This is a genomic window from Diaphorobacter aerolatus (genome assembly GCF_014489535.1).
Taxonomy (GTDB): Bacteria; Pseudomonadota; Gammaproteobacteria; order Burkholderiales; family Burkholderiaceae_C; genus Diaphorobacter_A; species Diaphorobacter_A aerolatus.
Genome location: NZ_CP060783.1, coordinates 2,067,003 through 2,090,119 on the forward strand (window position 1 = coordinate 2,067,003; position 23,117 = coordinate 2,090,119).

Here is a 23,117-nt window from a genome sequence, read left to right on the forward strand (position 1 = left end):
CCTGTCCTGCATGCTTGCTCATGTCGCTCACCTCAGAGGTTCTCGTTGGTTCGTTCATTCCTGCACGATGCCGGCCTGCTTGATCAGCTTGCCCAGTAGGCGAGTTGCTCGTTCACATAAGTGGCGAACTCGGCAGGCGTCCTGGTCGGCCAGACTTCAAAGCCCACGCCCGCCAGTTGTTCGCGCACGGCCTTGTCCTCAAGGATCACCTGCAGCTCGGAATTGATGCGCTCGACGACCTCCCTGGGCGTGTTGGCGGGCGCGAAGATGCCGTTCCACGAGGTCAGGTCAAAGCCCGGAATCGTCTTGCCGATCGGCGGCACGTTGGGCAGCAGGTTCGAGCCCTTGGCCGCGGTCACGCCGAGCGCGCGCACGCGTTCGCCCTTGAGCATGCTCCAGCTCGACCCCAGATCGGCGACGTAGACCTGAATCTGGTCGCCCATCAGATCGGTGAGTGCCTGCGGACTGGACTTGTAGGGCACCTTGGTGATGTCGAGCTTGGCGTTGTATTTGATCGTCTCGGCCGCCACTTCCGACGTGCTGTTCGGCGTGCCATACGAGAGCTTGTCGGGATGGGCCTTGGCGTAGTCGATCAGCTCCTGCACGTTCTTCACCGGCAGCTTGGGGTTGACCACCAGCGCGAACGGCAGCTCGCCTACACGCGTGATCGGCGTGAAGTCCTTCACCGGGTCGTACTTGAGGCTCTTGAACAGCCACGGGTTGGCCGAATGCGAGGTGTTCGTGGTCATGAACAGCGTGTAGCCATCGGGCTTGGCCTTGGCCGCAAACTGCGCACCGATCTGTGCGCTAGCGCCCGCACGGTTGTCCACGATGACCGATTGCTTGAGGCGCTCGCCGAGCTTGAGCGCCACCACACGCGCCACGGCGTCGGTGCCGCTGCCCGCGGCAAAGGGCACGACCAGCGTGATCGGCCCGGCGGTGGGAAAGGCGGTCTGGGCCTGCGCCCAGGGCAGGCTCGCGGCGAGAGCGGCCACGGTGGCCGCCTTCAAAAAGGTGGAACGCTTGATGATGAACATGCTGGTGTCTCCTTGTATCCAACGCCGTGGGATGTGTTGTTCGGCGATGGATCCATGGTGCGCAGTTCAAGTATTCGCGTCCAATTCCTTTTGGCTGGCCAACGATTCGTTTTGCGGATGCTTACTACTGAAACGCCACTTCCGCGAAGCTGCGCAGCTTGCGGCTGTGCAGGCGCTGGGTGCCGCCTTCGCGCAGGATGTCGATTGCGCGCATGCCGATGCGCAGATGCTGATCGACCCGCTCACGGTAGAAATGATTGGCCATGCCGGGTAGCTTGATCTCCCCATGCAGCGGCTTGTCGGATACGCACAGCAGGGTTCCGTAGGGCACGCGAAAGCGAAAGCCGTTGGCGGCGATGGTCGCGCTTTCCATGTCGAGCGCGACCGCGCGGCTCTGGCTGAAGCGCCGCTGCGGCATGTTGTCGGGCAGCAGCTCCCAGTTGCGGTTGTCGGTGCTCGCGACCGTGCCGGTGCGCATGATGCGCTTGAGCTGGTCCTCGGGCACCTGAGCCACGTCGGCCACGGCCTGCTGCAGCGCAAGCTGGATTTCGGCGAGCGCCGGAATCGGCACCCACAGCGGCAGATCCTCGTCGAGCACGTGGTCCTCGCGCACATAGGCATGCGCGAGCACGTAATCGCCCAACTGCTGGCTGTTGCGCAGCCCCGCGCAGTGGCCGAGCATCATCCACGCGTGGGGCCTCAGCACGGCGATGTGGTCGGTGATGGTCTTGGCGTTCGCGGGACCGACGCCGATGTTGACCATCGTGATTCCGCTGCCGTCCGCGCGCACGAGGTGGTAGGCGGGCATCTGCGGCAGACGCGGCGGTGCCACGCCGAGTTCGTCACCGGGCTTCGCGTGCAGGCCCTTGCGTCGCTTGACCACGTTGCCGGGCTCGATGAACGCGATGTATTCGCTGTCCTCCCTGGCCATCTCCGAGTGACCGAGACGCAGGAACTCGTCGATGTAGAACTGGTAATTGGTGAACAGCACGAAGTTCTGGAACCACTCGGGCTGTGTGCCGGTGTAGTGGCGCAGGCGGTGCAGCGAATAGTCCACGCGCGGCGCGGTGAACAACGACAGCGGCTGCGCTTCACCGGGCCGGGGCTCCCAGGTGCCGTTGGCGATGCCGTCATCCATCGACGAGAGATCGGGCAGGTCGAACACGTCGCGCATCAGCGTGCGACGTTCCTGGGTGAGCGAGCCTTCGATGTGATCGTTCTCGGCGAACGAAAAATGGATCGGGATCGGCTGTGTGCTCACGCCGACCTCAAGCTCCACGTCATGGCTCGCGCGCAACAGGCGGAACTGCTCAAGGTAGTAGTTGGCGAACAGATCGGGACGCGTCAACGTGGTTTCATATCGCCCAGGCCCTTCGACAAAGCCGTAGGCAAACGCCGAGGGCTTGCGCGAGACCGTCGAGGTCTGCATGCGCACGAACGGGTAGTAAGCGCGCACATGCTCCGTCGGCGTCTCCCCGGCCACGAAGCGCTGCATCGCATCGCGCAGGAGATTGATCTGCTGTTGATAAATGCGTTGCACCTGCGCCAGCGCATCGGCCGGGTCGGTATGCAGCGTCGGTTCTGTGATCAATGGAATGGATGACATGGGCCTATTGTCCACAGCTTGGTGACATTTGCCTGGAGCAGTTGCCAAAGACATGCACGCAGCGGTCTCGTCAGCCACCGCGCGCGCGTGGCGATGCGCGTGGCGATAATGGCGGGCATGCGCCGCACACACGACCTCAGCCCCACGCCGCTCGCCACGGTTCCTGCATGGATGACGCCAGCCACGCTGCTGCGTGTTTCCGTCGCCGTGGCGGTGCTCACCATCGTGCTGAAGACGCTTGCGTGGTGGGTGACGGGCTCGGTCGGCATGCTGTCCGATGCGCTTGAATCCTTCGTCAATCTCGCGGGTGCCGTGTTCGCCCTCGCGATGGTGACGATTGCGCGTCGGCCAGCGGACGAAGACCATCCCTACGGTCACCACAAGGCCGAGTTCTTTTCGTCGGGTTTCGAAGGCATCTTGATCATCGGCGCGGCCATTGCAATCGTCTGGGCCGCCGTCTCGCGCCTGCTGACGCCGCAGCCCGTGGAGCAGGTCGGCTGGGGATCGGCGCTGCTGATCCTGAGCAGCGCCTGCAACGGCGTGCTCGCGTGGTACATGCTGCGCGCGGCGCGGGTGCACCACTCCAAGGCGCTCGAAGGCGACGCGCGGCATTTGTTCACCGATGTGTGGACGTCGGCGGGTGTGTTGATCGGGCTCGTCGCCGCAATGCTGACGGGCTGGCACTGGATCGATCCGCTGGTCGCGATCCTGGTGGCGCTCAACATCCTGCGGGAAGGCGGCTCGATGCTCTGGGAGTCTTCGCAGGGCCTGATGGACGAGGCCCTGCCGCACGACCAACTGCAAAGCCTCGAACAGGTGCTCGCGCAGCACAGCGTTGCCAGCGATGGCGCGGTGCGTTTCGACAGCCTGATCTCCCGCCGCGCGGGCAGCCGCAACTTTCTGGATGTCCACATGCACGTGCCCGCCGAATGGACGCTGGGCCGCGCCGCGAGACTGCGCACCGATGTGGAAACGGCGCTGATGCAGGCCGTTCCGAATCTGCGCGCGATCATTGAAATCCTGCCGCTCGGGCAAGACACGGTGTTCGAGACCGTGGCATCGCAGGCCGCAGCGGGCGAAGCACCACAAGGACAGTGAATTGATCACCGTATTGCAACGTGTGCGCGAGGCGCGCGTGGAAGTGGCTGATGAAGTCGTTGGCCAGATCGGCCAGGGCCTGCTGGTGCTGCTGTGCGCCGAGCAGGGCGACAACGACAGGCTCGCCGACAGGTTGCTCGCGAAGATTCTGAAACTGCGCATCTTCAGCGATGAAGCCGGCAAGATGAACCGCAGCGTGCAGGACGTCGGCGGCGGTCTGTTGGTGGTGAGCCAGTTCACGCTGGCCGCCGATACCCGTGGTGGCAACCGGCCCAGCTTCACGGCCGCCGCAGCGCCCGACGAGGGCCGTCGCCTCTACGAATATTTCGTCGCCGAGGCACGCGCCGCGCATCCACTCGTGGAGACCGGCCGATTTGCGGCGGACATGCAGGTGCATCTCGTCAACGACGGGCCGGTCACGATTCCCATGACGATGCGCGAAGGCTGACCGCGCATTCAGCGCGCCGCGCGAATCAGATCCACGGCCTTCTCGGCAATCATGATCACCGGCGCGTTGGTGTTGCCGCTCACGATGCGCGGCATGATCGATGCATCCACCACGCGCAGCCCCTGAATGCCGTGCACGCGCAATTGCGCATCGACCACATCCATCGGCCCCGAGCCCATGCGGCACGAACCCACCGGGTGGTAGATGGTGTCCGCGTAGTCGCGTATGTATGCGGCGATCTGCTCGTCGGTCTGCGCGTTCGCGGAATATGCCAGTTCCGTGCCGCCGAGTTGGGTAAGCGCCGGTTGAGCAAGGATCTGGCGCATGGTCTTCACCGCGCCGATCATCTTCTGCAGATCGTCCGGGTCGGCGAAAAATGCCGGATCGATCTGCGGCGCTGCAAGCGCATCGGCACTCGCGAGCGTGATCCGGCCACGGCTTTTGGGCTGCAACAGACAGACGTGACACGAGTAGCCATGGCCCCACACCGTCTTGCGTCCGTGATCGACGAGCTTGCCGATGACGAAGTGCAGTTGCAGATCGGGCACGGCTTGCGCGGCGCTGCTCTTGAGAAAGCCGCCGGCCTCCGCGAAGTTGGTCGTCAGCATGCCGGTTCGCCGTGATTTCCATTCGAAGATTCCGTTCAGCAGACGCATCGCGCCCTTGAGCGAGAGGCCGAAGGAGTCGTTGAGACCCGGGCCATCAACCACGGTCACGACGTCGGGATGATCGTGCAGATGTTCGCCGACACCCGAAAGATCGTGCACCACGTCGATACCGAGACGCTGCAAATGCGCGCCGTTGCCAATACCCGAGAGCATCAGCACCTGCGGCGACAGCAGCGCGCCCGCGCTGAGCAGCACCTCGTGCGTGGCGCGTTCCGAATGCAGGGCGCCGCCCTTGAAATACTCCACACCCACGGCGCGCCGATCTTCCAGAAGAATCCGCGTGACCTGCGCGCCGGTCACCACCTGCAAATTGGGTCGCGACAGATGCGGCGTGAGATAGGCCTTGGCGGCGCTGAATCGCTCGCCGTTTCTGTGCGTGACCTGGTAGAGCCCACGCCTTCGAGCGAGGGGCCGTTGAAATCATGGTTGTGCGCATGACCGGCCTGCACGCCCGCCTGCACGAATGCATGGCTCAGCGGATTCGGACTGCGCAGATCGGCCACGTTGAGCGGCCCGCCCGAGCCGTGCAGCGCGTCGCCGCCGCGTTCATTGTTCTCGGCGCGGATGAAGTACGGCAGCACGTCGCTCCAGGCCCACCCGGCGTTGCCCTGTTCGGCCCAATGGTCGTAGTCGCTTGCATGTCCGCGCGTATAGATCATCGCGTTGACCGAGCTTGAACCGCCGAGCGTCTTGCCGCGCGGCTGGTAGCCACGGCGCCCGCCCAGGCCCGGTTGCGGCGTGGTCGAAAGCTTCCAGTTGTTCGAACTCGTCTTCGCCATCGCCGCGAGTCCGGCGGGCAATGAATCAGCATGCTGCTGTCCGGCCCTCCGGCCTCGATGAGGCAAACGCGCACTTGCGGGTCTTCGCTCAGGCGTCCTGCAAGCACGCATCCCGCCGATCCACCCCCCACCACGATGTAGTCGAACATGTGACACCTGTATTCGCTTTCGAGAACGTCGCCGCCAGATTTGCCGATACGATGTATGGCGCGTTGCACCATTAGGTGCCTGCTCACCCAACGCACGGGGATCGCGTTAGGTGAGCAGGCACCAAGCAACCCAGACGTATTCCCATTCCTATCCACAAGGCAGACTTTATATGACGATTTCCACGGTAGGCATCATCGGCGCGGGCACGATGGGCAACGGTATTGCACAAGCTTGCGCGGTCTCAGGCATCAATGTCGTGATGGTGGACATTTCCGACGCCGCAGTGCAAAAGGGCATCGCCACGGTGACGGGTAGCCTCGATCGTCTGATCAAGAAGGAAAAGATTGCAGAAGCGGACAAAGCCGCCGCGCTTGCGCGCATCAAGGGTTCTACCAGCTACGACGATCTCAAGGCAGCGCAGATCGTGATCGAGGCCGCCACCGAGAACTTCGACCTCAAGGTCAAGATCCTCCAGCAGGTCGATGCGCTGCTCGCACCCGACGTGATTCTGGCGTCGAACACCTCGTCGATCTCGATCACCAAGCTGGCCGCCGTCACCAGCCGCGCCGACCGATTCATCGGCATGCATTTCTTCAACCCCGTGCCGATGATGGCGCTGGTGGAAATCATCCGTGGCCTGCAGACCTCCGACGACACGCACGCCGCCGTGAAGACCCTGTCCGAGCGGCTCGGCAAGAGCCCGATCACCGTGAAGAATGCGCCGGGCTTCGTGGTCAACCGCATTCTGGTGCCGATGATCAACGAAGCCTTCTTCGTGCTCGCAGAAGGCTCCGCCACTGCCGAGGACATCGATGCCGGCATGAAGCTCGGCTGCAATCAACCCATCGGCCCGCTGGCGCTGGCCGACATGATCGGCCTCGACGTGTGCCTGGCCGTGATGGACGTGTACCTCGACGAGTTCGGCGACAGCAAGTACCGCCCCTGCCCGTTGCTCAAGGAAATGGTCGCTGCCGGTCGCCTCGGTCGAAAGACCGGCCAGGGCGTGTACAAGTACTGATCATTGCAAGAGAAGAGGCGTAGCATCTGCACGAGTTCGCCACCTTTGTGGATGGTCGGCTCTCTGAACCAAAGCAGCATGAAATACGCCCTTCTCGCCGATCTGCACTCCAATCTTCAGGCGCTGGACGCCTGCCTGGAACACGCGCGCGCGCAGAATGCGCAGCAGTTCGCATTCATCGGCGATCTGGTCGGCTATGGCGGCAATCCTGCCGAAGTGGTTGATCGCGTGATGGCGCTGGTTTCGTGCGGCGCGCCGTGCGTGCGCGGCAACCATGAATACATGGCGCTGAATCCGCCCGACGTCATCCGTCAGGTGCAGGACGAAGGTGCGGCGTGGACACACGCGCAGTTGCAGCCGCTGCATCGCAGCTTTCTGGAAAATCTGCCGCTGACCACGAGGCTAGGGCAGGATGTGCTGCTGGTTCACGCGAGCGCCGATTCGCCCGACAAGTGGCACTACGTGAGCGACAACGCCGCAGCCGAGCGCTGCATGCGCGCAGCCGCCGCGCAGGACGAGGCCATCCGCTATGTGTTCGTGGGGCATGTGCACGCGCAGTCGCTCTACTTCCTCACGCCGACCGCCAAGCTGATGCGCTTCACGCCCGAGCCCGGCGTGCCGATTCCCGTGCCGCCGCACCGGCAATGGCTCGCCGTGGTGGGCTCGTGCGGCCAGCCGCGTGATCGCGATCCTCGCGCCATGTACGCCATCTACGACAGCGACGCGGCCACCATCACCTTTCACCGCGTGGTCTACGACCATCTGGCGGCAGCGATGGCCGTGCGAAAGACGCACGCGTTGCCACACCATTTCGCCGACCGGCTCGAATGGGGGCTATAAAGGTAGCTCAAGCGCAAATGCACGGAGGCGCGGACTTCGCACCTGCATACAGAACGCCCCGGCTTGCGACTGACTGATGATTGATTGACTGACCCGCTCGCTCCTTCACTCCCTTCCTCGATCAGAAGACATGAAATTGCTGACACCGGGAACCGAGATCGATGGATTCATCGTTCATGACTGCGTGCATGCCGGAGGCATGGCGCACATCTATCACGTGACCTACGCGCAGATTGCCCGCGATCCGGGCTTTGCGCTGGTGATGAAGATTCCGCGCATGACGCCCGGCGATGGTGCCGAGAACATCGTGAGCTTCGAGGTCGAACTGCAGATTCACCCGACCCTCTCGGGCCCGCATGTGCCGCGCTTCGTGGCCGCTGGCGATCTGCTGCGACTGCCGTACATCGTGATGGAATACCTCCCGGGCTCGACACTCCAGCACTGGATCGACGCGCATCCGCGCGGCAACATCGGCGAGATCGCGTTGATCGGCAACGCAGTGGCGGTGGCCGTGCACAGCCTGCACCAGCAGAACGTCTGCCATCTCGACCTCAAACCCGCGAACGTGCTGCTCAGGGAAGATGGCGTCGCCGCGTTGCTGGACTTCGGACTATCCTGCCACGCGCACTACCCCGACCTGCTCGCCGAGGAAATGCGCAGCGCCGTGGGATCGCCCGCATGGATTGCTCCCGAGCAGATCGTGGGCGTGCGCGGCGACCTGCGCAGCGACATCTTCGCCATCGGCGTGCTGCTCTATGAAATGGTGACTGGCGAACTGCCGTTCGGCGCGCCGACCACGCAGGGCGGTCTGCGTCAGCGCCTGTGGATGACGCCCACGCCGCCGCGCCGCCTGCGCGCCGACGTGCCGGGCTGGTTGCAGGAAATCATCCTGCGCTGCCTCGAACCCGAAGCCGCTCGCCGCTATCCCTCGGCCGCGCATCTGGCATTCGATCTCGCGCATCCCGACCATGTGCCCATCACCGATCGCGGCACGCGCGAGAGCGCACCCGGCGCGCGCGCGCAGTTCAAGCGATGGATCAAGGCGGCCGGCATGCACTACCAGCCCAGTCCGCTGCCCAAGGAGCAGTTGCAGGAAGTGCCGATCGTCATGGTGGCCGTGCCGCACAGGGACGTGAGCGACGCCACCATGTATTCGCTGCGGCAGGCGGTCAACCGCTCGCTCGGCATCCGGCCCGGCGCGCGGCTGGCATGCGTGTCGGTGATCTCGCCGTCGGCGAGCAATACCAGCCAGCACGAGCGCAGCGAAACCACCTTGCACCGCACGCATCTCGCGCGGCTCAAGCAATGGACGGCGACGCTCGATCTTGCGGGCCACAGCGCGAGCTGCCACGTGCTCGAATCGGGTGACGTCGCGCAGGCACTGGTGCGCTACGCACGCGGCAATCAGGTCACGATGATCATCATCGGCGCCGCCACTCATGGCCTGCAGATGCAGCGCTTTGTGGACACCGTGCCGATCCGCGTCGCCCGCGACGCGCCCTGCACCGTGATTCTCGTGAAGCAGCAACTGCCATTTCACGCGCTGGCCTGAACGGGCCGCCCTGCTTCGCTCACACGCGGGGCATTCGGGCGTTCCCGGGCGTTGCGCGCTGCGACAATGGCGGCATGCACAACGATGACGACGACTCCACTTCACAGGCAACGGGCGCAGCGGCGCACGCCTATTCCGCGCTCACGCCCGATCTGGTGCTCGATGCGCTGGCCGAACTGGGCATGAACGGCGATGGTCGGCTGATGGCGCTGGGCTCCTATGAAAATCGCGTCTACCAGGTCACTCTCGAAGACGGTGCGCGAGTCGTGGCAAAGTTCTACCGCCCGGGGCGCTGGAGCGATGACCAGATCCTCGAAGAGCACGCGTTCGCGCTTGAACTCGCCGCCGCCGAAGTGCCGATGGTTGCGCCGCTTCAGGTGCATGGCAGGACGCTGCATCATCACGCGGGTTTTTCGTTTTCGGTCAGCCCGTGGCGCGGCGGACGCACGCCAGAGCTCGACGATTTCGAAACCCTGGAATGGATCGGCCGCTTTCTCGCGCGCATCCACACCGTGGGCGCCGAGCGGCCATTCGTGCTGCGCCCGATGCTTGACGTGCAGACCTTCGGCATCGACAGCCGCGACTGGCTGCTGGCGCACCAAAGCATCCCGCTCGATCAGGAATCAGGCTGGCGCAAGGCCTGCGACGAGGCGCTGGCAATCATCACCGACAAGATGAACGCGCGTCACTCCTTCACGCAACTGCGTCTGCACGGAGATTGCCACCCGGGCAATGTGTTGTGGACACCGGTCGATGACAACGGCCACGGCGGACCGCACTTTGTCGACCTCGACGACGCGCGCATGGGCCCGAGCGTGCAGGACCTGTGGATGCTGATGTCGGGCGAACGCGCGCAGCGCAGCATGCAACTGTCCACGCTGCTCGAAGGCTATGAGCAGTTCCGCGACTTCGACCGCCGCGAACTCGCACTCATCGAGCCGCTGCGCACGCTGCGCCTGATCCACTACAGCGCGTGGCTCGCGCGGCGCTATGCCGATCCGATCTTTCCGATCAATTTCCCGTGGTTCGGTTCAAGCGACTACTGGCGCGGCCAGACCGACATGCTCGTCGAGCAGATCGAGGCGATGCAGGAGCCGTCACTGCTGGTCTGAGCGACTCAATCAATCAATCAATCAATCAATCAATCAATCAATCAATCAACCCGTCACTGTGCGCCTGCCGCGGTCAACAGTTCCGCGATTGCCCGCTGGTTGCGCTTTCGTGCGTGGGCCAGCGGCGTGACGCCGTCCTTGTCGGCCAGATTCACATCGGCACCGGCGGCGATCACGTCGCGCACGATCTGCTGATGGGGCGCGCCGCCGTCGCTCAGCACGATGGCTTCCAAGAGACAGGTCCAGCCAAGATCATTGACGTGGTTGAGGTTCACGCCCGCGTCGATCAGCGCCTTGGCAACGGCCACGTGACCGCGTTCGCACGCGGGAATGAGCCCGGTGCCGCCGTAGCGGTTGGTGCTTTGGAGATCGGCACCGCGCGACAGCGTCATGCGCAGGATTTCGAGATGGCCGCGCGCCGAGGCCAGCAGGTACGCGCTGTCCTTCTGCGCATTCTGGAGGTTCACGTCCGCGCCCTGCAGGATCAGCGAGCGCGCCACCTCGATGTGATTGCCCGCCGTCGCCAGCAGGAGCGGCGTGTTGCCTTGCTCATCGCGCGCGTTGACGGGCGCATCCCTGGCAAGCAGTTTGCGCACCGCCAGTTCGTCGCCGGCCTGCGAGAACTTCAGCAACTGCTCGCCGAGCGCCTTGCCATGCACCGCCTGGCGGCGTGCGGATTCCGTCGTGGTCGCGGCAATCTGGCGGTAGGTCTCGGCATTGGCTTTGTGCACGGCTTCCCTCGCAGGTGATTGCGCGAAGCTGGCCGCGCTCAGCGCCACCAGCCCCGCACACAGAAGGTTGAAACGCAGCGAGACCGACACGGGGGTTTTCACTGGCCGCATTATTTTTTGCGTGCCGGTGTTCTGGCCTTCATCGACTGCTTCCAGCCATTGACGATCACGTCGCCAAAGAACTTGCGATCCAGCAGCAGCCACACCAGCACCGGCGCGAGCGTGGGCAGCACCAGCACGCCGACCTGATAACCGAACACGATGGACTCGACCTGCCAGGGATCCACACGCAAGGTCCGGATGTCGAGCTTTGCCGCCACTAGCACCTGCATGAGCAGGTACATCACCAGACTGAAGCTCTGGATCGGCAGCAGGATCAGATATCCGGCAACCGCCTTCTGGATTCGCCCCGGCGCGCGATTGGCGGCATAGGCAGCGAGAATCAGCGCCAGAAAGATCGGCAAGCCGAAGGCATAACGGCCCGGGTCGGCATCCACCACCACATCGGCGATCCGGCCCCCGGCACTCGGGACCGACACGCCGACGCTGGTCTGCACCTCGATCAAGCCGGGCTGTTTATGGATCTCGCGCACCCACATCGGCGCGACCTCTTCGAGGGCGACGTGCGAGAGAAACGCAATCGGATATGAAACCCAGGGTGTGACCTTGGTCCAGATCAGCGTCAACACGATGATGCCCGCGAACGCAAACGCGGCGAATCGCGGCACCACCTTGCTTTTTTTTGCGGCCTCATCGCCGCCCGCCTCCGCTTCTGTGGTCGCAATGGAAGAAGTGGTTGGTTCGGTCATCTCGGTTTCCTCCCTCTGCTCATGCGCCAGCGCGTTCACACCGAAGGCCTTGGCCGTGCGTGCGGTGACAGGTCCAGCGAATGGCTCACCGAGCCCTCGCCCGAGCCCATACGCGGCGCGCTGGCTGCAACCGGCGGGGCAGGAGGCTCATCAGATGGCGGCGGCTCATTGGCGGCCCGCTCCTTGGAGCCCGCACGCACCCACAACAGCCAGACGATCAACACGTCGAGCATGATCAGCCCCTGCCAGAGGAACTCGTGCGCAAAGTTGAACACCGACATATTCCATTGGCCAAGATAGAACAGGCTGATGACGCGCACCACGTTCAGTGCCTGGATCGCGAAGAACCCGGCAACGAAGCCGATGAGCTTGTGACGCCAGCTTGACGGAAATGCAATGATGGCCGCAAACAGCACAATGCAGGCCTCGATGCCGTTGCAACCCGCCTCGATCGAGACGCCGAAGCCGGTCGCGTTGTTCCAAAGCACCTTGCCCTGCGCGGTCGCGGTTTCGTCGAACCAGACCACCAGCGTGGAACAGATTCTGGCGAGCAGGGCGGTCCACGGCAGGACGATGTGCTGCTGCACCCAGTTGAGCATGTTCAGGCCGAACAGCGTCAACTGGATCGTGAGGAACAGAAGAAAAAAACGCAACATGGTGATCGAAGGGTCACAAATCGGGCCGACAAGGAAAAATGCCGCGCAACGCCAAGAATCCTCCGCACGAATGGCTGGTCAAGCGTCGATCCGATTTGCGCAGAGGTTCCCTAGGTTACACGGCATTTTCGCTCAAACCAACAGTTCAGCCGATCTCGGCAGCCTGTTCAGGGTTTTGCGCGGTGGCCTCGCAACAGGTGACGACCTTCGATCAAACGAGCAGCGCGTTCACGCGTTTGACATAAGCGGCCGGATCTTCCGGCATGCCGCCCTCGGCGAGCAGTGCCTGATCGAACAGAATGTGCGCGAGATCGTCGAAGTGCACCGAACCCTCGAGCTTCTTCACCAGCGGGTGTTCCGGATTCACTTCCAGCACCGGCCTGGATTGCGGAATCGGCTGGCCGGCCTGCTTGAGCATGCGCGCAAGTTGGGCACTCATGCCGCCGTCCTGCACCACGATGCAGGCCGGGGAATCGACCAGACGCGTGGTGACGCGCACGTCTTCCACTTCGTTGTTCAGCGCCTGCTTGAGCCTGGCCAGCGTCGGCTTGAAGGTCTCGGCAGCCTCTTCAGCGGCCTTCTTCTCGGCCTCGTCCTGCAACTTGCCGAGATCGACCGCCCCCTTGGCCACCGATTGCAGCGGCGTGCCATCGAATTCGGTCAGATAGTTCAACGCCCACTCGTCCACGCGATCCGTCATCAATAGGACTTCGATGCCCTTCTTCTTGAACACTTCGAGCTGCGGGCTGTTCCTGGCCGCGGCCAGCGTGTCGGCGGTGATGTAGTAGATCGCCTCCTGGCCTTCCTTCATCCGCGACTTGTAGTCGGCGAACGAGACCGTCAGGCCGTCGCTCGTCGACGATGCAAAGCGCAGCAGCTTGGCAATGCGCTCGCTGTTGCCGAAGTCCTCACCCAGGCCTTCCTTGAGCACCGCGCCGAACTCGCTGTAGAACTGCGTGTATTTGCCTTCCTTGGCCTTGTCGTCCTCGCTGACCACGTCCACCACATCGCCTTCGGTCACCGCTGCCGCGTCGTGCCTGTCATGCTTGGCCAGGTCTTCGAGCATCGACAGCACACGGCGCGTGTTGCCGTCGCGAATCAGGCGCACATCGCGGCTTTCCTGTAGCAGTTCGCGGCTCACGTTGAGCGGCAGATCGGCGGAGTCGATCACGCCCTTCACGAAACGCAGATAGGTGGGCATCAGCGCCTCGGCGTCGTCCATGATGAACACGCGCTTGACGTAGAGCTTGATGCCTGCCTTCTTGTCCCGGTTCCACAGGTCCATGGGCGCGTGCGCCGGGATGTACAACAGCTGCGTGTACTCGGTATTGCCCTCGACCCGGTTGTGGCTCCAGGTGAGCGGTGCCTCGCTGTCGTGGCTGATGTTCTTGTAGAACTCGATGTACTGCTCGGGCGTGATGTCCTTCTTCGGGCGTGTCCACAGCGCGCTCGCCTGATTGACGGTTTCCCACTCGCCGGTCTTCACCATGTCGCCGGGCTGATCGTTCTCGCCCTCTTTCCACTCCTCCTTCTCCATGAGGATTGGCAGGCTGATGTGGTCGGAATACTTGTTGATGAGCTGCTTGAGTTTCCAGGCATTGAGGAACTCTTCGGCATCTTCGCGCAGATGCAGCGTGATGCTGGTACCGCGCTCGGCGCGCTCGATCTGCTCGACCTCGAAGTCGCCCGAACCGCCGCTCACCCAGCGCACTCCCTCGCTCGCGGACAGACCCGCGCGGCGCGACTCGACGGTGATCCTGTCGGCCACGATGAAGCCCGAATAAAAGCCCACGCCGAACTGACCGATGAGCTGCGAATCGGCCTTCTGATCGCCCGAGAGCTTGCTCATGAAGTCCTTGGTGCCGCTCTTGGCGATGGTGCCTAGGTTGTCGATGGCTTCCTGCTCGCTCATGCCGATGCCGGTGTCGGCAATCGTCAGGGTCCGAGCCTTCTTGTCGAAGGAAACGCGCACTTCAAGCTGGGGCTGCCCCTCATACAGCTCAGGCTTGTTCAAGGCCTCGAAGCGCAGCTTGTCGCACGCGTCGGAGGCGTTGGAAATCAGCTCGCGCAGAAAGATTTCCTTGTTGGAGTACAGCGAATGCGTGACCAGATGCAGCAGTTGTGCCACCTCGGCCTGAAAGGAATGAGTGTGTTTGGTGTTCATGAATGAATGAATGCGAAAAAGTCTCTTCCCGATGCCCGCGGCAGCGCGTGGACATCTCCGTGTGACGCATCGGCGAGCGACAAAGCGGCGCTGCGCGCCGCGCTCCAGCCCCTCCGAGCTTGCGGGCAGATGGGGGTGAATACGGTGAGTTCAAGACGCCCGTGCGCGCATCACCCAGGTCCCAGGCCCGCGCACGCAAGCAAGCAATATCTACTACAACCAATCACTCACATGACAAGTTGCTGAAATTTCTTTTCCGAATTGCTTCAAATGTAACTATATGCTTCTATTTCACACAATTTTCATCACGAATGTAGCAGCAACTTTGCTGATTTGTATCAAATTATTTTTCATTTGAAATATTCTGGAAAATTAACAAACTCGACTTGAAAAAAATGCATTATGAAAAAATATCATTTAAAAACATAGATATTTCGCTATTGTTTTCGATCTAAGAAAATTAGCTTGCTAATAAATATCACTTTTTGTATCAAAAGTGACGTAACGTCATGTCATCCATTTGGCTTACATTCACGTTCGATTTGCATCTGACGATCCAGCTAGTTTTGGCAATAGCGTTTTACTAATCGAGTGCTTGGCGAGACGAGCGAGAGAAGGCAGATCCTGTGGACCGCGCAGCAATGCCGATCTGCGCAATGAAAGGAGAACGACCCGACCTTCAGCGGAGCAATCCGTTGTCAGTCAGCGTTGTCCGGACATCGCGAGAGGACCGCAGCAGTGGCCTTTTTGCAAGTCACCCAGTTCCCCAGTAGCGCGACTTCCTTGCGCGAACGAAGGGATGATTTTTTTCTGTGGAGTTTTTTATGTCTTTCAAGAAATCCGCCGTCATCGGCGCAACGCTTCTGGCTTCCATCTTCGCCTCGTCGGCAGTACATGCCGCCACGACCACATCCAAGTTCGACGTGACTCTGACGGTGCTGCCCAAGTGCGTGATCACCAACAGCAGCATTGCAGACATCAACCTGGGCACGGTCGATACGGGCGCCACCAATCTGATCGGCAACACCACGTTCACGATGCAGTGCACGAAGAAGACCGCCTACTCCATCTCCCTGACTCCCGGTGCGGTCGGTGCGGGTGCCAACAACACCGGCACGCTCAAGGGCGCTGCCGATGCAACCCAGACCGTCGCTTACGGACTCTTTTCGGACGCCGCTGCGGTCGTGCCTTGGGGCAAGACGAGTTTCGTGACAGGCACATCGAGCGCAACATCTTCTGCCGGCGTTGATTTCAAGGTCTACGCCAAGGTAGCGTCCGTTCCCGACGTCCCACAGGACAAATACACGGACAACGTCACGATCACCGTGACCTACTGATCCAGCAGATCAGATTTCTCCGCCCCATCGTCGAGCGTTCACATGTTCAGTCTGCGTTTGTTTCCGGTTTCCCGACTCTTGATTGCCACATGTGCGCTCGGCGGTTTGTTGATGGCGTCCACCGTACGGGCGGGTGGGTTGGAGGTCTCGCCCACCACGCTGCAGATCACCTCGCAGCAGTCCGCCGACGGCATCACCCTCAGCAACGTCGGCGCGACCGCTTTGCATGCTCAAGTGCGCGTGTTTGCGTGGTCGCAGCAGGACAATGAAGATCTGCTCACGCCAAGCAACGCGCTGATCGTCAGCCCTCCGATGCTGCAGATCGCTCCGGGAAGCAGCCAGTTGCTGCGCGTGATCCGCAGCTCGGGCGCGCCAGCGCCCGGCACCGAGCAGACCTACCGTCTGATCATCGATGAAATTCCTGCCACGGTGACTCCGACTGATGCGGCTGGCAGCGCTCCGCCCAAGGGGCTTTCGAATTCGCTGAATTTCTACATGCGTTATTCCCTGCCGGTATTTCTCGGCGACACCAACGATGCGCCCAAGACGCAGCTCACATGGCGCGTCGACAAGGCCCCCAGGGAATGGACGCTCACCGTGACCAACAATGGGCCTACCGCGCACAGGTGGCCGATCTCCAGGCCGTGAGAGCAGATGACAGCAAGCAAGTGCTGATGCCCGGCATGCTGGGTTATGTGTTGTCCGGACAGACACGCCGCTGGAGCTTTCCCGCGCCCGCCAATGCAGCAGGCCTGGGACGTTTCGAAGCCATGATCAATCGCGACGTGCAGCCGCTCGATGTTGTCTCGACACCCTGACACCAGATGGGTGCGATGGGCGGCATGCACTCTCCTGACGGCCAGCGTCACCTCGGCGCTGCAGGCTCAGACCGCCTCGCCCCTGCGTGCCTCTGATCTGCCTCCGATCACGGCGCCCGCCCCGCAAGCGCCGCTGGCGACAGAATCCCGCTGTATCTGTCTACCCATCTGAACACGCGCGATCAAGGGATGACGCCCGCGCAATTGCGCAACGGCTCGGTCTGGATGCTGCGCGAGACGCTGACCGCCATGGGCGTCAAGCGCGAGGCCCTGCCCACAGGTTCGGGCAGCGACGCCGACTGGGTGCTGCTCAATGCCATCCCCGCTGCCGTCGTCGACTTCAACGCCGGGCGGCAGACGCTGGTGCTCACGCTGCCGTTCGAGGCGCTCAACTGGACCAGCACCGACATCAACACCGATCGGCGCACCACGCCCGTGCCGACCTCGTCGTCAGGCATGCTGGTGAACTACGACCTCTACGGCTGGGCCGGTGACCAGAGCCGCTCATTGAATGCCTCCACCGAGTTTCGTGCGTTTCGCGAGAATTCGGTGATCAGCAACACGATGCTGTCACGATATCAGGACCACTCGAACCCGTCAGGTTCGGCGATGGCGCCGTCGAGCTTCAGGAACGTGCGCCTGGACACCACCTACAGCCGCTCCTGGCAGGACGATCTGTTGACGCTGCGCATCGGTGACACGCTGACCGGCGCGCTGCCGTGGAGCCGCGCGACGCGCATCGGCGGCATTCAGCTCGCGCGCAACTTTGGCTTGCAGCCTTATGCATCGACCGCGCCGCTTCCCGCGCTCATGGGCACGAGCGCCATGCCGTCCGACGTGGCGCTGTACATCAACGGTCTCCAGCAATACCAGGGCAAGGTTCCGGCAGGTCCGTTTTCGCTGAACGCCATTCCGGGCATGACCGGCAGCGGCAACGCCCAGGTGGTTCTCACCGACGCGCTGGGCCGGGCCACCACGCTGCAGTTCAGTTTCTATCAAGCCAATCAGTTGCTCAAAAAGGGACTGAGCGACTGGTCCGCAGAATTGGGCTGGGTTCGCAAGGACTACGGCAATTCATCGTTCAACTATGGCTCCGATCCCATGACCAGCGGTACCTGGCGCTATGGCGTGACGGACGGTCTCACGCTGCAAAGCCATGCGGAAGTCACTCCCAAGCTGGTCAATGCCGGTGGCGGAGCTTCATGGCTGGTTGGCGACCTTGGCGTGATCAGCGCCGCCGCAGCGGGCAGCCGCCTTGAGGGGCAAAGCGGATCGCTCGCAAGGCTTGACTACAACTGGAGCAACCAGCGCTTCAACGTCAATGTCTCGGGCACGCGCGCGAGCGAACAGTATCGTGATGCGGCATCGCTTTATGAGGACACTCGCCTCGCGAGTTCGGGCAACGCCTTTGTGGGCTACAGCCACCCCAGCTGGGGCAGCCTGAATCTGGGCATGGTTTATCTGCGCAACCACGGTGACACGGAGGCGCAGCGCTACGCAACGGGAAGCTGGAGCCGCTCGATGGGCTCGCGCGCCTACGTGAGCGTGAACCTCAACCACAACCTCGATGACAGCAAGAAAAGCAACGTACAGCTTTTGTTCAACTGGTATCTGGACGGACGTTTGAACCTGGGCAGCACGCTTTCGCACCAGGACGGCAAGACGCAGTTGGCTGCGACCGCACATCAGCGCGCACCCAGCGAAGGCGGCTGGGGCTGGCGAACCGGCGCACAGGCGGGCAACGGCGGCTCCGGTTTCGCCCAGGTGGACTACGTGGGCCGCAGCTTCGAAGCGAATGCTGCGGTATCTCGCACCAGCGGCAACACATCGGGTGCGCTCGGCGCCTCGGGCGCGCTGGTCCTGATGGATGGTCATACCTTCGCCAGCCGCAGGATCTTCGATGGCTTCGCCGTGGTCAGCACCAATGGTGTGCCCGGGGTTCCGGTCAAACGGGAGAACATCGTCGTCGGAGAAACCAACGACAAGGGTGTGATGCTGGTGCCTCAGCTCGGCGCGTATCGCGACAACAAGATTTCGATTGACGCCATGAGCCTGCCCGCCCGGATGCGCGTGCCCGACGTGAATCGAATGGTGGCACCGACCGACCGATCCGGCGTGCTGGTCAAGTTCGATCTGAGCATCGCGCGCTCGGCGACCGTGGTGCTGCACGGCAGCGACCGTCGGCCTCTACCGATCGGCAGCATCGTCATCGCCACCAATGCGCAGTCGAAATCGACGGACAATGCAGACAGACAGAACAGTGTCGTCGGTTACGACGGCGCAACCTTCTTTGATGCGCTGCAGGAGCGTAACCGCTTGACGGCCTATCTGCCCAACGGCTCCAGTTGCACGGCAAATCTGGATTGGCCCGGGGCCAAACCCACGGAAGTGCCGACCATCGGGCCGCTCGTGTGCCGACCATGAGAGATGAATCCATGCCACGAATGATTTTCAACAACCCCCTCTGCAAGGCGCTGTCGGCAACGCTGCTGGGTCTACTGAGTACGCTGTTCGTTGCGGGGTCTGCCACGGCCGCCGTGAAATGCACCGCCGATGCGGGCGACCTGTCGTTCGGATCGATCATTCCATGGCAAGGGGAGCGAGCATCAACGGCAGCATTGCGGTGAAGTGCTCAAGCGAGTGGACGGATTTTTGGTCAAACAGGAATGTGGCGGTCTGCCTTTCCATCGGCACCGGATCGGCGAGTGCCAGTTGGGAGCCGCGGCAGATGGCGCTCAATGGCACGCGCGGCGCCGCGTCCCTGAACTTCCAGATCCTCAACTCAGACAACGTGTTCTTCGGCTCGGCCTACAAGCCACGACCCGTGGTCATCAGCAGTCTACAGGTGCCCGGGCGCGGAGGTACCAGCCAGACGGTGACCATTCCGATGCGCGGCCTCATTTCTTCGACTCAAATGCCGGCCACCATGGCACCGGGCACTTATCGAAGCAGCTTTGGCGGGAGCAATACCTTGCTCGCGGTGTCGAGTCCCACCATCGGGACCCCGGCGGATTGCTCCACGACAACGAACGTGGACGCGACATTTCCATTCGAGGTCTCCGCCGAGGTGCCGAACTTCTGCGCGATCTCCACCGTCAGCGACATGCAGTTCGCAGATGTCGCGGGTATTGGCGACACCTCGCGCAACGCCGTGGCCAACATCGCCGTGCAGTGCACCTACACGACGCCGTACAAGATCAATCTGACACCGTCCAATGCCAGCACCAACGGCCAGGGCCGGATGGCGCTTCAGTCGGGCGGGACGGACTCGGTTCCATATTCGCTGTTTCAGAACGCGGCACGCACCGTGGCCTGGGGCAACCAGAGCAGCAGCAACTATTCCGGCACCGGCAGCGGCCTGGTTCAGAACGTCCCGGTCTATGGCCTTGTGCCCGCGAATCTCGACGCGACACCAGGTAACTACCGCGACAGCGTGCAGGTGACCGTGACGTACTGAACGGCCCTAGCGTTCGACGCTCCGCCCGAACACTCATTCAAATCGCTCACCCGCCCCAGATACCGCCACTGCCCGACCGGCAGATTGCCGAGCGCGACCTTGCCGATGCGGATGCGCTTCAGGCCCACGACCTTGAGGCCGACCTGTTCGCACATGCGGCGGATCTGGCGCTTCTTGCCTTCGACGAGCACGAAGCGCAATTGCTCGGGTTCTGCCATTCGACCCTGGCGGGCTTGAGCTTCTGGCCGTCAAGCGACAGGCCGTGGTTGAGCAGCGCGAGCTTGTCCTCGGGAACACCGAGCGCACGTCCTTGTCACGGTCCTCGTAGATCACGCGCACCAAATATTCCTTGTCGACCGACGAATCCTCGCCGATGAGCTGGCGCGCGACGCGGCCATCCTGCGTGAGCACGAGCAGCCCGACCGAGTCGATATCGAGACGACCGCACGGCGCAATACCGCGCAGTTGCGTGGGCGTGAAACGATTGCGACTGGGATCGTCGCGCCAGTGGGTGCGCGGATTGATCAGCGCCACGGCGGGCGTGTGGCCATCTTCGGCCTGACCGCTCACATAACCCATGGGCTTGTGCAACAGGATGGTGACCTGCTGCTCCTGCCTACCTTGGGCCTGCCGATCGACGTCGATGCGGTCCTCGGGGCCGACCTGCTGGCCCATCTCGGCCACCTGACCGTTCACGCGCACCCAGCCATTGGCAATCCAGTCGTCGGCCTCGCGGCGCGAGCACATGCCCTGATCGGCCATGCGCTTGTTCAGGCGCATCGTGTCGCCGGGTTCCTTGCGAATCACCGGCGGCGGCTGTCGCACGGCGGACGCTCCACTGGCCGGTGCGGTCCAGGTATTGCCGCGCGGCTTGGGTTCGTACGCGGGTTTGCCGCCGACACTCGATGGCTTGGCACGCGCGGCGCTGCCCGCAGGCGGCGTCGGCGCGGGCGCATCCTTGGCTGCGGGAGATCGCTTGAGTGCCAGCCGGGGACGCTCAGACGAAGGAGCAGCGCCGCGCCTGGCGTCCGCTGCCGGTGTGGACGGCGATGAGGATGTTGGTGATGATGGCTTTTCGGGCATGGTGCGTATTGTCGCAAGCCTCGGCCCGGCCGCCGACAAACGGGACTTGCGCGTTGGTGTTCAGGCGATCTGGATGGAAGTGCCTGAGGTATCGACCCCGTCGTCGCCCAGAACCGCCGACTGCGCGCCGCGCTTGGTGCGCCGACCACCGACGCCGCTTGCCGCAGGGTCCTGCGTGAACATGCCGGTGCGCAGCGCCTGCAAATCGAGCACGCGCACGCCGCCATATTCGACGCTGATCGCGCGCTGCTCCTCGAGCACCGCCAGCGCCTCGTTCACGCGCTGGCGCGACAGGCCCACGATATAGGCCAGCTCCTGCTGCGTGATGCGCAGAATCTCGCCGACGGCCGGATACAGCACCGGATTGAACAGGGCCGCCAAGCTGCGCGCCACGCGCACGTCGGGATTGCCCATGCGGTCGATCTCGCGCGCGGCGATGAACTGTCCAAGTCGCTCGTTGAGCTGGTTCATCACGAAGCGGTTGAAGCCAATCGAATGATCAAGCAGCCAATGGAAGGTGTCGATCGGCAACCCGGCCACCAGGCTTTTGCGCAGCGCCTGGATGTTGTAGCGATACGGTTCGCGCTTCATCGCCGTGCCCTCGCCAAACCAGCCGCCGGGCGGCACGCCGGTAAAGGTCATGGTGAGACCATCGGCATTGTCGGCACTCATCTTGAGCAGACCTTCGACCAGACCGAACCAGTAGGTCACGGGATGGCCGATGCGACAGACATAGTCGCCGCGCAGCGCATCGCCCACGAGCAGCGAGGCGATGGCGCGCTCGCGTTCATGCGAATTGAGAAGGCGCAGCCACGGGATTCCATCGAGCTCCTGCGCGGATGGAAGGCGACGACGTTGATGCAACGAGAGTTCCTGACTCATAGCGCGAGAGCATCGCTCAGGATGACCGCTTGTAGGAAGGAGGGATAACCCGATCGCGTTGCAAGCGTGCCGCGCCCGCACTCGCACCCACGCTCATCAACTCACGGCAGCGCGTACCGGTATCCGCGAAACGCCCAGATGGTGCGCGCGTTCTCGATGCGCTCAAGCACCAGGCCCGGCCCTGCGGATTCACCTTCATGCAACACCTGCCCGTTGACGATCACCATGCGGTACTTGGGATTGGACGAGTAGGTGATGCCTGCGAGTTGCAGGCTGGGCAATTGCTCGCGCACGGCGGCGGGCAGATTGGCCACGGTGTATATCGGCGCCGCTGGTGCGCCCGACTGCGCGGGCGCTGCCGGTGCGGACGCTGGAGCCGACGCGGGCACGGCAGGGGGCGCCGAGGCTGGTGTGGACCGGGCTTCGCGCTTCGCAGCGGCCGGTGCCGACGCGGCAGGTTTCGGCGCGGCGGGTGGCGGGGGAGGTGGCGTCACATCGATTTCGAGCGGAGCCGGGGCCTCGGCGACTGCCGCCGCCGCAGGCTTGGGCGCGGGTTCCGGCGCAGCTTCGGCGGCGGCGGACGAAGCCACTGGCGCTGCAGGTGCGGGCGCGGTTGGTTGCGCCACGATCACGGGGGTTCGCACATCCGGGTTGCGCGGCGCAAACTGCAGCCACGCCAGCGCCAATGCGGCCGCAGCGGCCAGTCCGGCAATCAGCCATGCGCCGCGCGGGCCACCGCCGCTGTGATTGTTGCGAGCGGGCGTCTTGCCCGAGGGGGCCGTGGACACCACCGGCGTGTGCAGACCGGGCACGTTACCCCTGCCGCGTTCTGCTTGGGCGCGCCTAAGCGCATCGAGGATATAGGACATGGG

The 23,117-nt window shown here is 63.1% G+C and carries 21 protein-coding genes and 3 pseudogenes; 12 read left to right on the forward strand and 12 right to left on the reverse strand.

The features are described 5' to 3' along the window. Window positions 1–54 precede the first annotated feature (54 nt). A pseudogene (locus H9K75_RS09515) lies at window positions 55–1,028 on the reverse strand (Bug family tripartite tricarboxylate transporter substrate binding protein). Between the two features lie 133 nt (window positions 1,029–1,161). Beyond that, window positions 1,162–2,643, reverse strand: coding sequence for an AMP nucleosidase (locus tag H9K75_RS09520; RefSeq protein ID WP_187725590.1), 1,482 nt, complete (start codon window positions 2,641–2,643; stop codon window positions 1,162–1,164). A gap of 117 nt (window positions 2,644–2,760) precedes the next feature. Here H9K75_RS09520 and H9K75_RS09525 point away from each other — a divergent pair, with 117 nt between their 5' ends. Together H9K75_RS09525 and dtd are read left to right on the forward strand one after the other, a co-directional pair. Then, window positions 2,761–3,741 (forward strand): cation diffusion facilitator family transporter, encoded by a 981-nt coding sequence (locus H9K75_RS09525; RefSeq protein ID WP_226858629.1) that lies wholly within the window; start codon window positions 2,761–2,763, stop codon window positions 3,739–3,741. Between the two features lies 1 nt (window position 3,742). After that, entirely contained in the window at window positions 3,743–4,189 is a 447-nt protein-coding gene (gene dtd, locus H9K75_RS09530; RefSeq protein ID WP_187725591.1) for a D-aminoacyl-tRNA deacylase, read from the forward strand. Between the two features lie 8 nt (window positions 4,190–4,197). Here the strand turns inward: dtd and H9K75_RS23800 are convergent, their stop codons facing one another. The 3 genes and pseudogenes from H9K75_RS23800 to H9K75_RS25115 all read right to left on the reverse strand — a co-directional run. Continuing rightward, window positions 4,198–5,160, reverse strand: a complete 963-nt coding sequence (locus H9K75_RS23800; RefSeq protein WP_404826437.1) for a GMC family oxidoreductase — start codon at window positions 5,158–5,160, stop codon at window positions 4,198–4,200. Further along, window positions 5,154–5,636 (reverse strand): GMC family oxidoreductase N-terminal domain-containing protein, encoded by a 483-nt coding sequence (locus H9K75_RS23805; RefSeq protein WP_404826417.1) that lies wholly within the window; start codon window positions 5,634–5,636, stop codon window positions 5,154–5,156. The genes H9K75_RS23800 and H9K75_RS23805 overlap by 7 nt, the downstream gene beginning before the upstream one ends. Next, window positions 5,630–5,857: pseudogene (locus H9K75_RS25115) on the reverse strand (lycopene cyclase family protein); the annotation flags it as partial. The pseudogene H9K75_RS25115 and the gene H9K75_RS23805, both read right to left, overlap by 7 nt. Before the next feature lie 98 nt (window positions 5,858–5,955). On the opposite strand from H9K75_RS25115, the gene H9K75_RS09540 reads away from it, so the two are divergent. The 4 genes from H9K75_RS09540 (at window position 5,956) to H9K75_RS09555 (ending at window position 10,308) form a co-directional block, all read left to right on the forward strand. Continuing rightward, window positions 5,956–6,804, forward strand: a complete 849-nt coding sequence (locus tag H9K75_RS09540; RefSeq protein ID WP_187725592.1) for a 3-hydroxybutyryl-CoA dehydrogenase — start codon at window positions 5,956–5,958, stop codon at window positions 6,802–6,804. A 78-nt stretch (window positions 6,805–6,882) separates the two neighbouring features. Continuing rightward, complete coding sequence (locus H9K75_RS09545; protein WP_187725593.1) at window positions 6,883–7,644, forward strand: metallophosphoesterase family protein; 762 nt, start codon at window positions 6,883–6,885, stop codon at window positions 7,642–7,644. Window positions 7,645–7,774: 130 nt separating this feature from the next. After that, window positions 7,775–9,196, forward strand: a complete 1,422-nt coding sequence (locus H9K75_RS09550; RefSeq protein ID WP_187725594.1) for a bifunctional serine/threonine-protein kinase/universal stress protein — start codon at window positions 7,775–7,777, stop codon at window positions 9,194–9,196. Between the two features lie 74 nt (window positions 9,197–9,270). Next, complete coding sequence (locus H9K75_RS09555) at window positions 9,271–10,308, forward strand: serine/threonine protein kinase (RefSeq protein WP_187725595.1); 1,038 nt, start codon at window positions 9,271–9,273, stop codon at window positions 10,306–10,308. A gap of 53 nt (window positions 10,309–10,361) precedes the next feature. Here the strand turns inward: H9K75_RS09555 and H9K75_RS09560 are convergent, their stop codons facing one another. From H9K75_RS09560 to htpG, 4 genes are all read right to left on the reverse strand, one after another. Further along, window positions 10,362–11,150, reverse strand: coding sequence for an ankyrin repeat domain-containing protein (locus H9K75_RS09560; protein WP_187725596.1), 789 nt, complete (start codon window positions 11,148–11,150; stop codon window positions 10,362–10,364). Then, entirely contained in the window at window positions 11,150–11,848 is a 699-nt protein-coding gene (locus tag H9K75_RS09565) for an exosortase H-associated membrane protein (protein WP_226858630.1), read from the reverse strand. The genes H9K75_RS09560 and H9K75_RS09565 overlap by 1 nt, the downstream gene beginning before the upstream one ends. Before the next feature lie 35 nt (window positions 11,849–11,883). Continuing rightward, on the reverse strand, window positions 11,884–12,504 hold the full coding sequence (xrtH, locus tag H9K75_RS09570) for an exosortase H (RefSeq protein WP_187725597.1): 621 nt from the start codon (window positions 12,502–12,504) through the stop codon (window positions 11,884–11,886). 211 nt (window positions 12,505–12,715) lie between these two features. Beyond that, window positions 12,716–14,668, reverse strand: coding sequence for a molecular chaperone HtpG (htpG, locus tag H9K75_RS09575; RefSeq protein WP_187725598.1), 1,953 nt, complete (start codon window positions 14,666–14,668; stop codon window positions 12,716–12,718). Between the two features lie 824 nt (window positions 14,669–15,492). Here htpG and H9K75_RS09580 point away from each other — a divergent pair. The 6 genes from H9K75_RS09580 to H9K75_RS09605 all read left to right on the forward strand — a co-directional run bounded on the left by H9K75_RS09580 (window position 15,493) and on the right by H9K75_RS09605 (window position 20,280). Continuing rightward, on the forward strand, window positions 15,493–16,005 hold the full coding sequence (locus H9K75_RS09580) for a Csu type fimbrial protein (RefSeq protein ID WP_187725599.1): 513 nt from the start codon (window positions 15,493–15,495) through the stop codon (window positions 16,003–16,005). Window positions 16,006–16,047: 42 nt separating this feature from the next. Further along, window positions 16,048–16,653, forward strand: a complete 606-nt coding sequence (locus H9K75_RS09585; protein ID WP_187725600.1) for a fimbrial biogenesis chaperone — start codon at window positions 16,048–16,050, stop codon at window positions 16,651–16,653. Further along, window positions 16,650–16,823, forward strand: a complete 174-nt coding sequence (locus H9K75_RS09590) for a hypothetical protein (RefSeq protein WP_187725601.1) — start codon at window positions 16,650–16,652, stop codon at window positions 16,821–16,823. Before H9K75_RS09585 ends, H9K75_RS09590 begins: the two co-directional genes overlap by 4 nt. Before the next feature lie 189 nt (window positions 16,824–17,012). After that, window positions 17,013–19,247: a fimbria/pilus outer membrane usher protein gene (locus tag H9K75_RS09595; protein WP_187725602.1), complete on the forward strand. Its 2,235-nt coding sequence runs from the start codon at window positions 17,013–17,015 to the stop codon at window positions 19,245–19,247. 11 nt (window positions 19,248–19,258) lie between these two features. After that, window positions 19,259–19,450, forward strand: coding sequence for a hypothetical protein (locus tag H9K75_RS09600; RefSeq protein ID WP_187725603.1), 192 nt, complete (start codon window positions 19,259–19,261; stop codon window positions 19,448–19,450). Beyond that, window positions 19,411–20,280, forward strand: coding sequence for a Csu type fimbrial protein (locus H9K75_RS09605; RefSeq protein ID WP_187725604.1), 870 nt, complete (start codon window positions 19,411–19,413; stop codon window positions 20,278–20,280). Before H9K75_RS09600 ends, H9K75_RS09605 begins: the two co-directional genes overlap by 40 nt. 53 nt (window positions 20,281–20,333) lie before the next feature. Here the strand turns inward: H9K75_RS09605 and H9K75_RS09610 are convergent. The 3 genes and pseudogenes from H9K75_RS09610 to H9K75_RS09620 form a co-directional block, all read right to left on the reverse strand. Then, window positions 20,334–21,060: pseudogene (locus H9K75_RS09610) on the reverse strand (pseudouridine synthase); the annotation flags it as partial. 363 nt (window positions 21,061–21,423) lie between these two features. Next, window positions 21,424–22,245: a Crp/Fnr family transcriptional regulator gene (locus tag H9K75_RS09615; RefSeq protein WP_187725605.1), complete on the reverse strand. Its 822-nt coding sequence runs from the start codon at window positions 22,243–22,245 to the stop codon at window positions 21,424–21,426. Between the two features lie 101 nt (window positions 22,246–22,346). Then, entirely contained in the window at window positions 22,347–23,114 is a 768-nt protein-coding gene (locus H9K75_RS09620; RefSeq protein WP_187725606.1) for a general secretion pathway protein GspB, read from the reverse strand. Between the last annotated feature and the right edge of the window lie 3 nt (window positions 23,115–23,117).

Excerpts from the sequence above, each read along its gene's own strand:
- H9K75_RS09540 (WP_187725592.1), top strand. The coding sequence starts at position 5,956 with ATGACGATTTCCACGGTAGGCATCATCGGCGCGGGCACGATGGGCAAC.
- H9K75_RS09565 (WP_226858630.1), bottom strand. The coding sequence starts at position 11,848 with ATGACCGAACCAACCACTTCTTCCATTGCGACCACAGAAGCGGAGGCG.
- H9K75_RS09615 (WP_187725605.1), bottom strand. The coding sequence starts at position 22,245 with ATGAGTCAGGAACTCTCGTTGCATCAACGTCGTCGCCTTCCATCCGCG.
- H9K75_RS09520 (WP_187725590.1), bottom strand. The coding sequence starts at position 2,643 with ATGTCATCCATTCCATTGATCACAGAACCGACGCTGCATACCGACCCG.
- htpG (WP_187725598.1), bottom strand. The coding sequence starts at position 14,668 with ATGAACACCAAACACACTCATTCCTTTCAGGCCGAGGTGGCACAACTG.
- H9K75_RS09580 (WP_187725599.1), top strand. The coding sequence starts at position 15,493 with ATGTCTTTCAAGAAATCCGCCGTCATCGGCGCAACGCTTCTGGCTTCC.
- H9K75_RS23805 (WP_404826417.1), bottom strand. The coding sequence starts at position 5,636 with ATGGCGAAGACGAGTTCGAACAACTGGAAGCTTTCGACCACGCCGCAA.
- H9K75_RS09545 (WP_187725593.1), top strand. The coding sequence starts at position 6,883 with ATGAAATACGCCCTTCTCGCCGATCTGCACTCCAATCTTCAGGCGCTG.
- H9K75_RS09525 (WP_226858629.1), top strand. The coding sequence starts at position 2,761 with ATGCGCCGCACACACGACCTCAGCCCCACGCCGCTCGCCACGGTTCCT.
- H9K75_RS09560 (WP_187725596.1), bottom strand. The coding sequence starts at position 11,150 with ATGCGGCCAGTGAAAACCCCCGTGTCGGTCTCGCTGCGTTTCAACCTT.
- H9K75_RS09595 (WP_187725602.1), top strand. The coding sequence starts at position 17,013 with ATGACGCCCGCGCAATTGCGCAACGGCTCGGTCTGGATGCTGCGCGAG.
- H9K75_RS09550 (WP_187725594.1), top strand. The coding sequence starts at position 7,775 with ATGAAATTGCTGACACCGGGAACCGAGATCGATGGATTCATCGTTCAT.
- H9K75_RS09585 (WP_187725600.1), top strand. The coding sequence starts at position 16,048 with ATGTTCAGTCTGCGTTTGTTTCCGGTTTCCCGACTCTTGATTGCCACA.
- H9K75_RS09600 (WP_187725603.1), top strand. The coding sequence starts at position 19,259 with ATGCCACGAATGATTTTCAACAACCCCCTCTGCAAGGCGCTGTCGGCA.
- H9K75_RS09555 (WP_187725595.1), top strand. The coding sequence starts at position 9,271 with ATGCACAACGATGACGACGACTCCACTTCACAGGCAACGGGCGCAGCG.
- H9K75_RS09605 (WP_187725604.1), top strand. The coding sequence starts at position 19,411 with ATGGCAAGGGGAGCGAGCATCAACGGCAGCATTGCGGTGAAGTGCTCA.
- H9K75_RS09620 (WP_187725606.1), bottom strand. The coding sequence starts at position 23,114 with ATGTCCTATATCCTCGATGCGCTTAGGCGCGCCCAAGCAGAACGCGGC.
- xrtH (WP_187725597.1), bottom strand. The coding sequence starts at position 12,504 with ATGTTGCGTTTTTTTCTTCTGTTCCTCACGATCCAGTTGACGCTGTTC.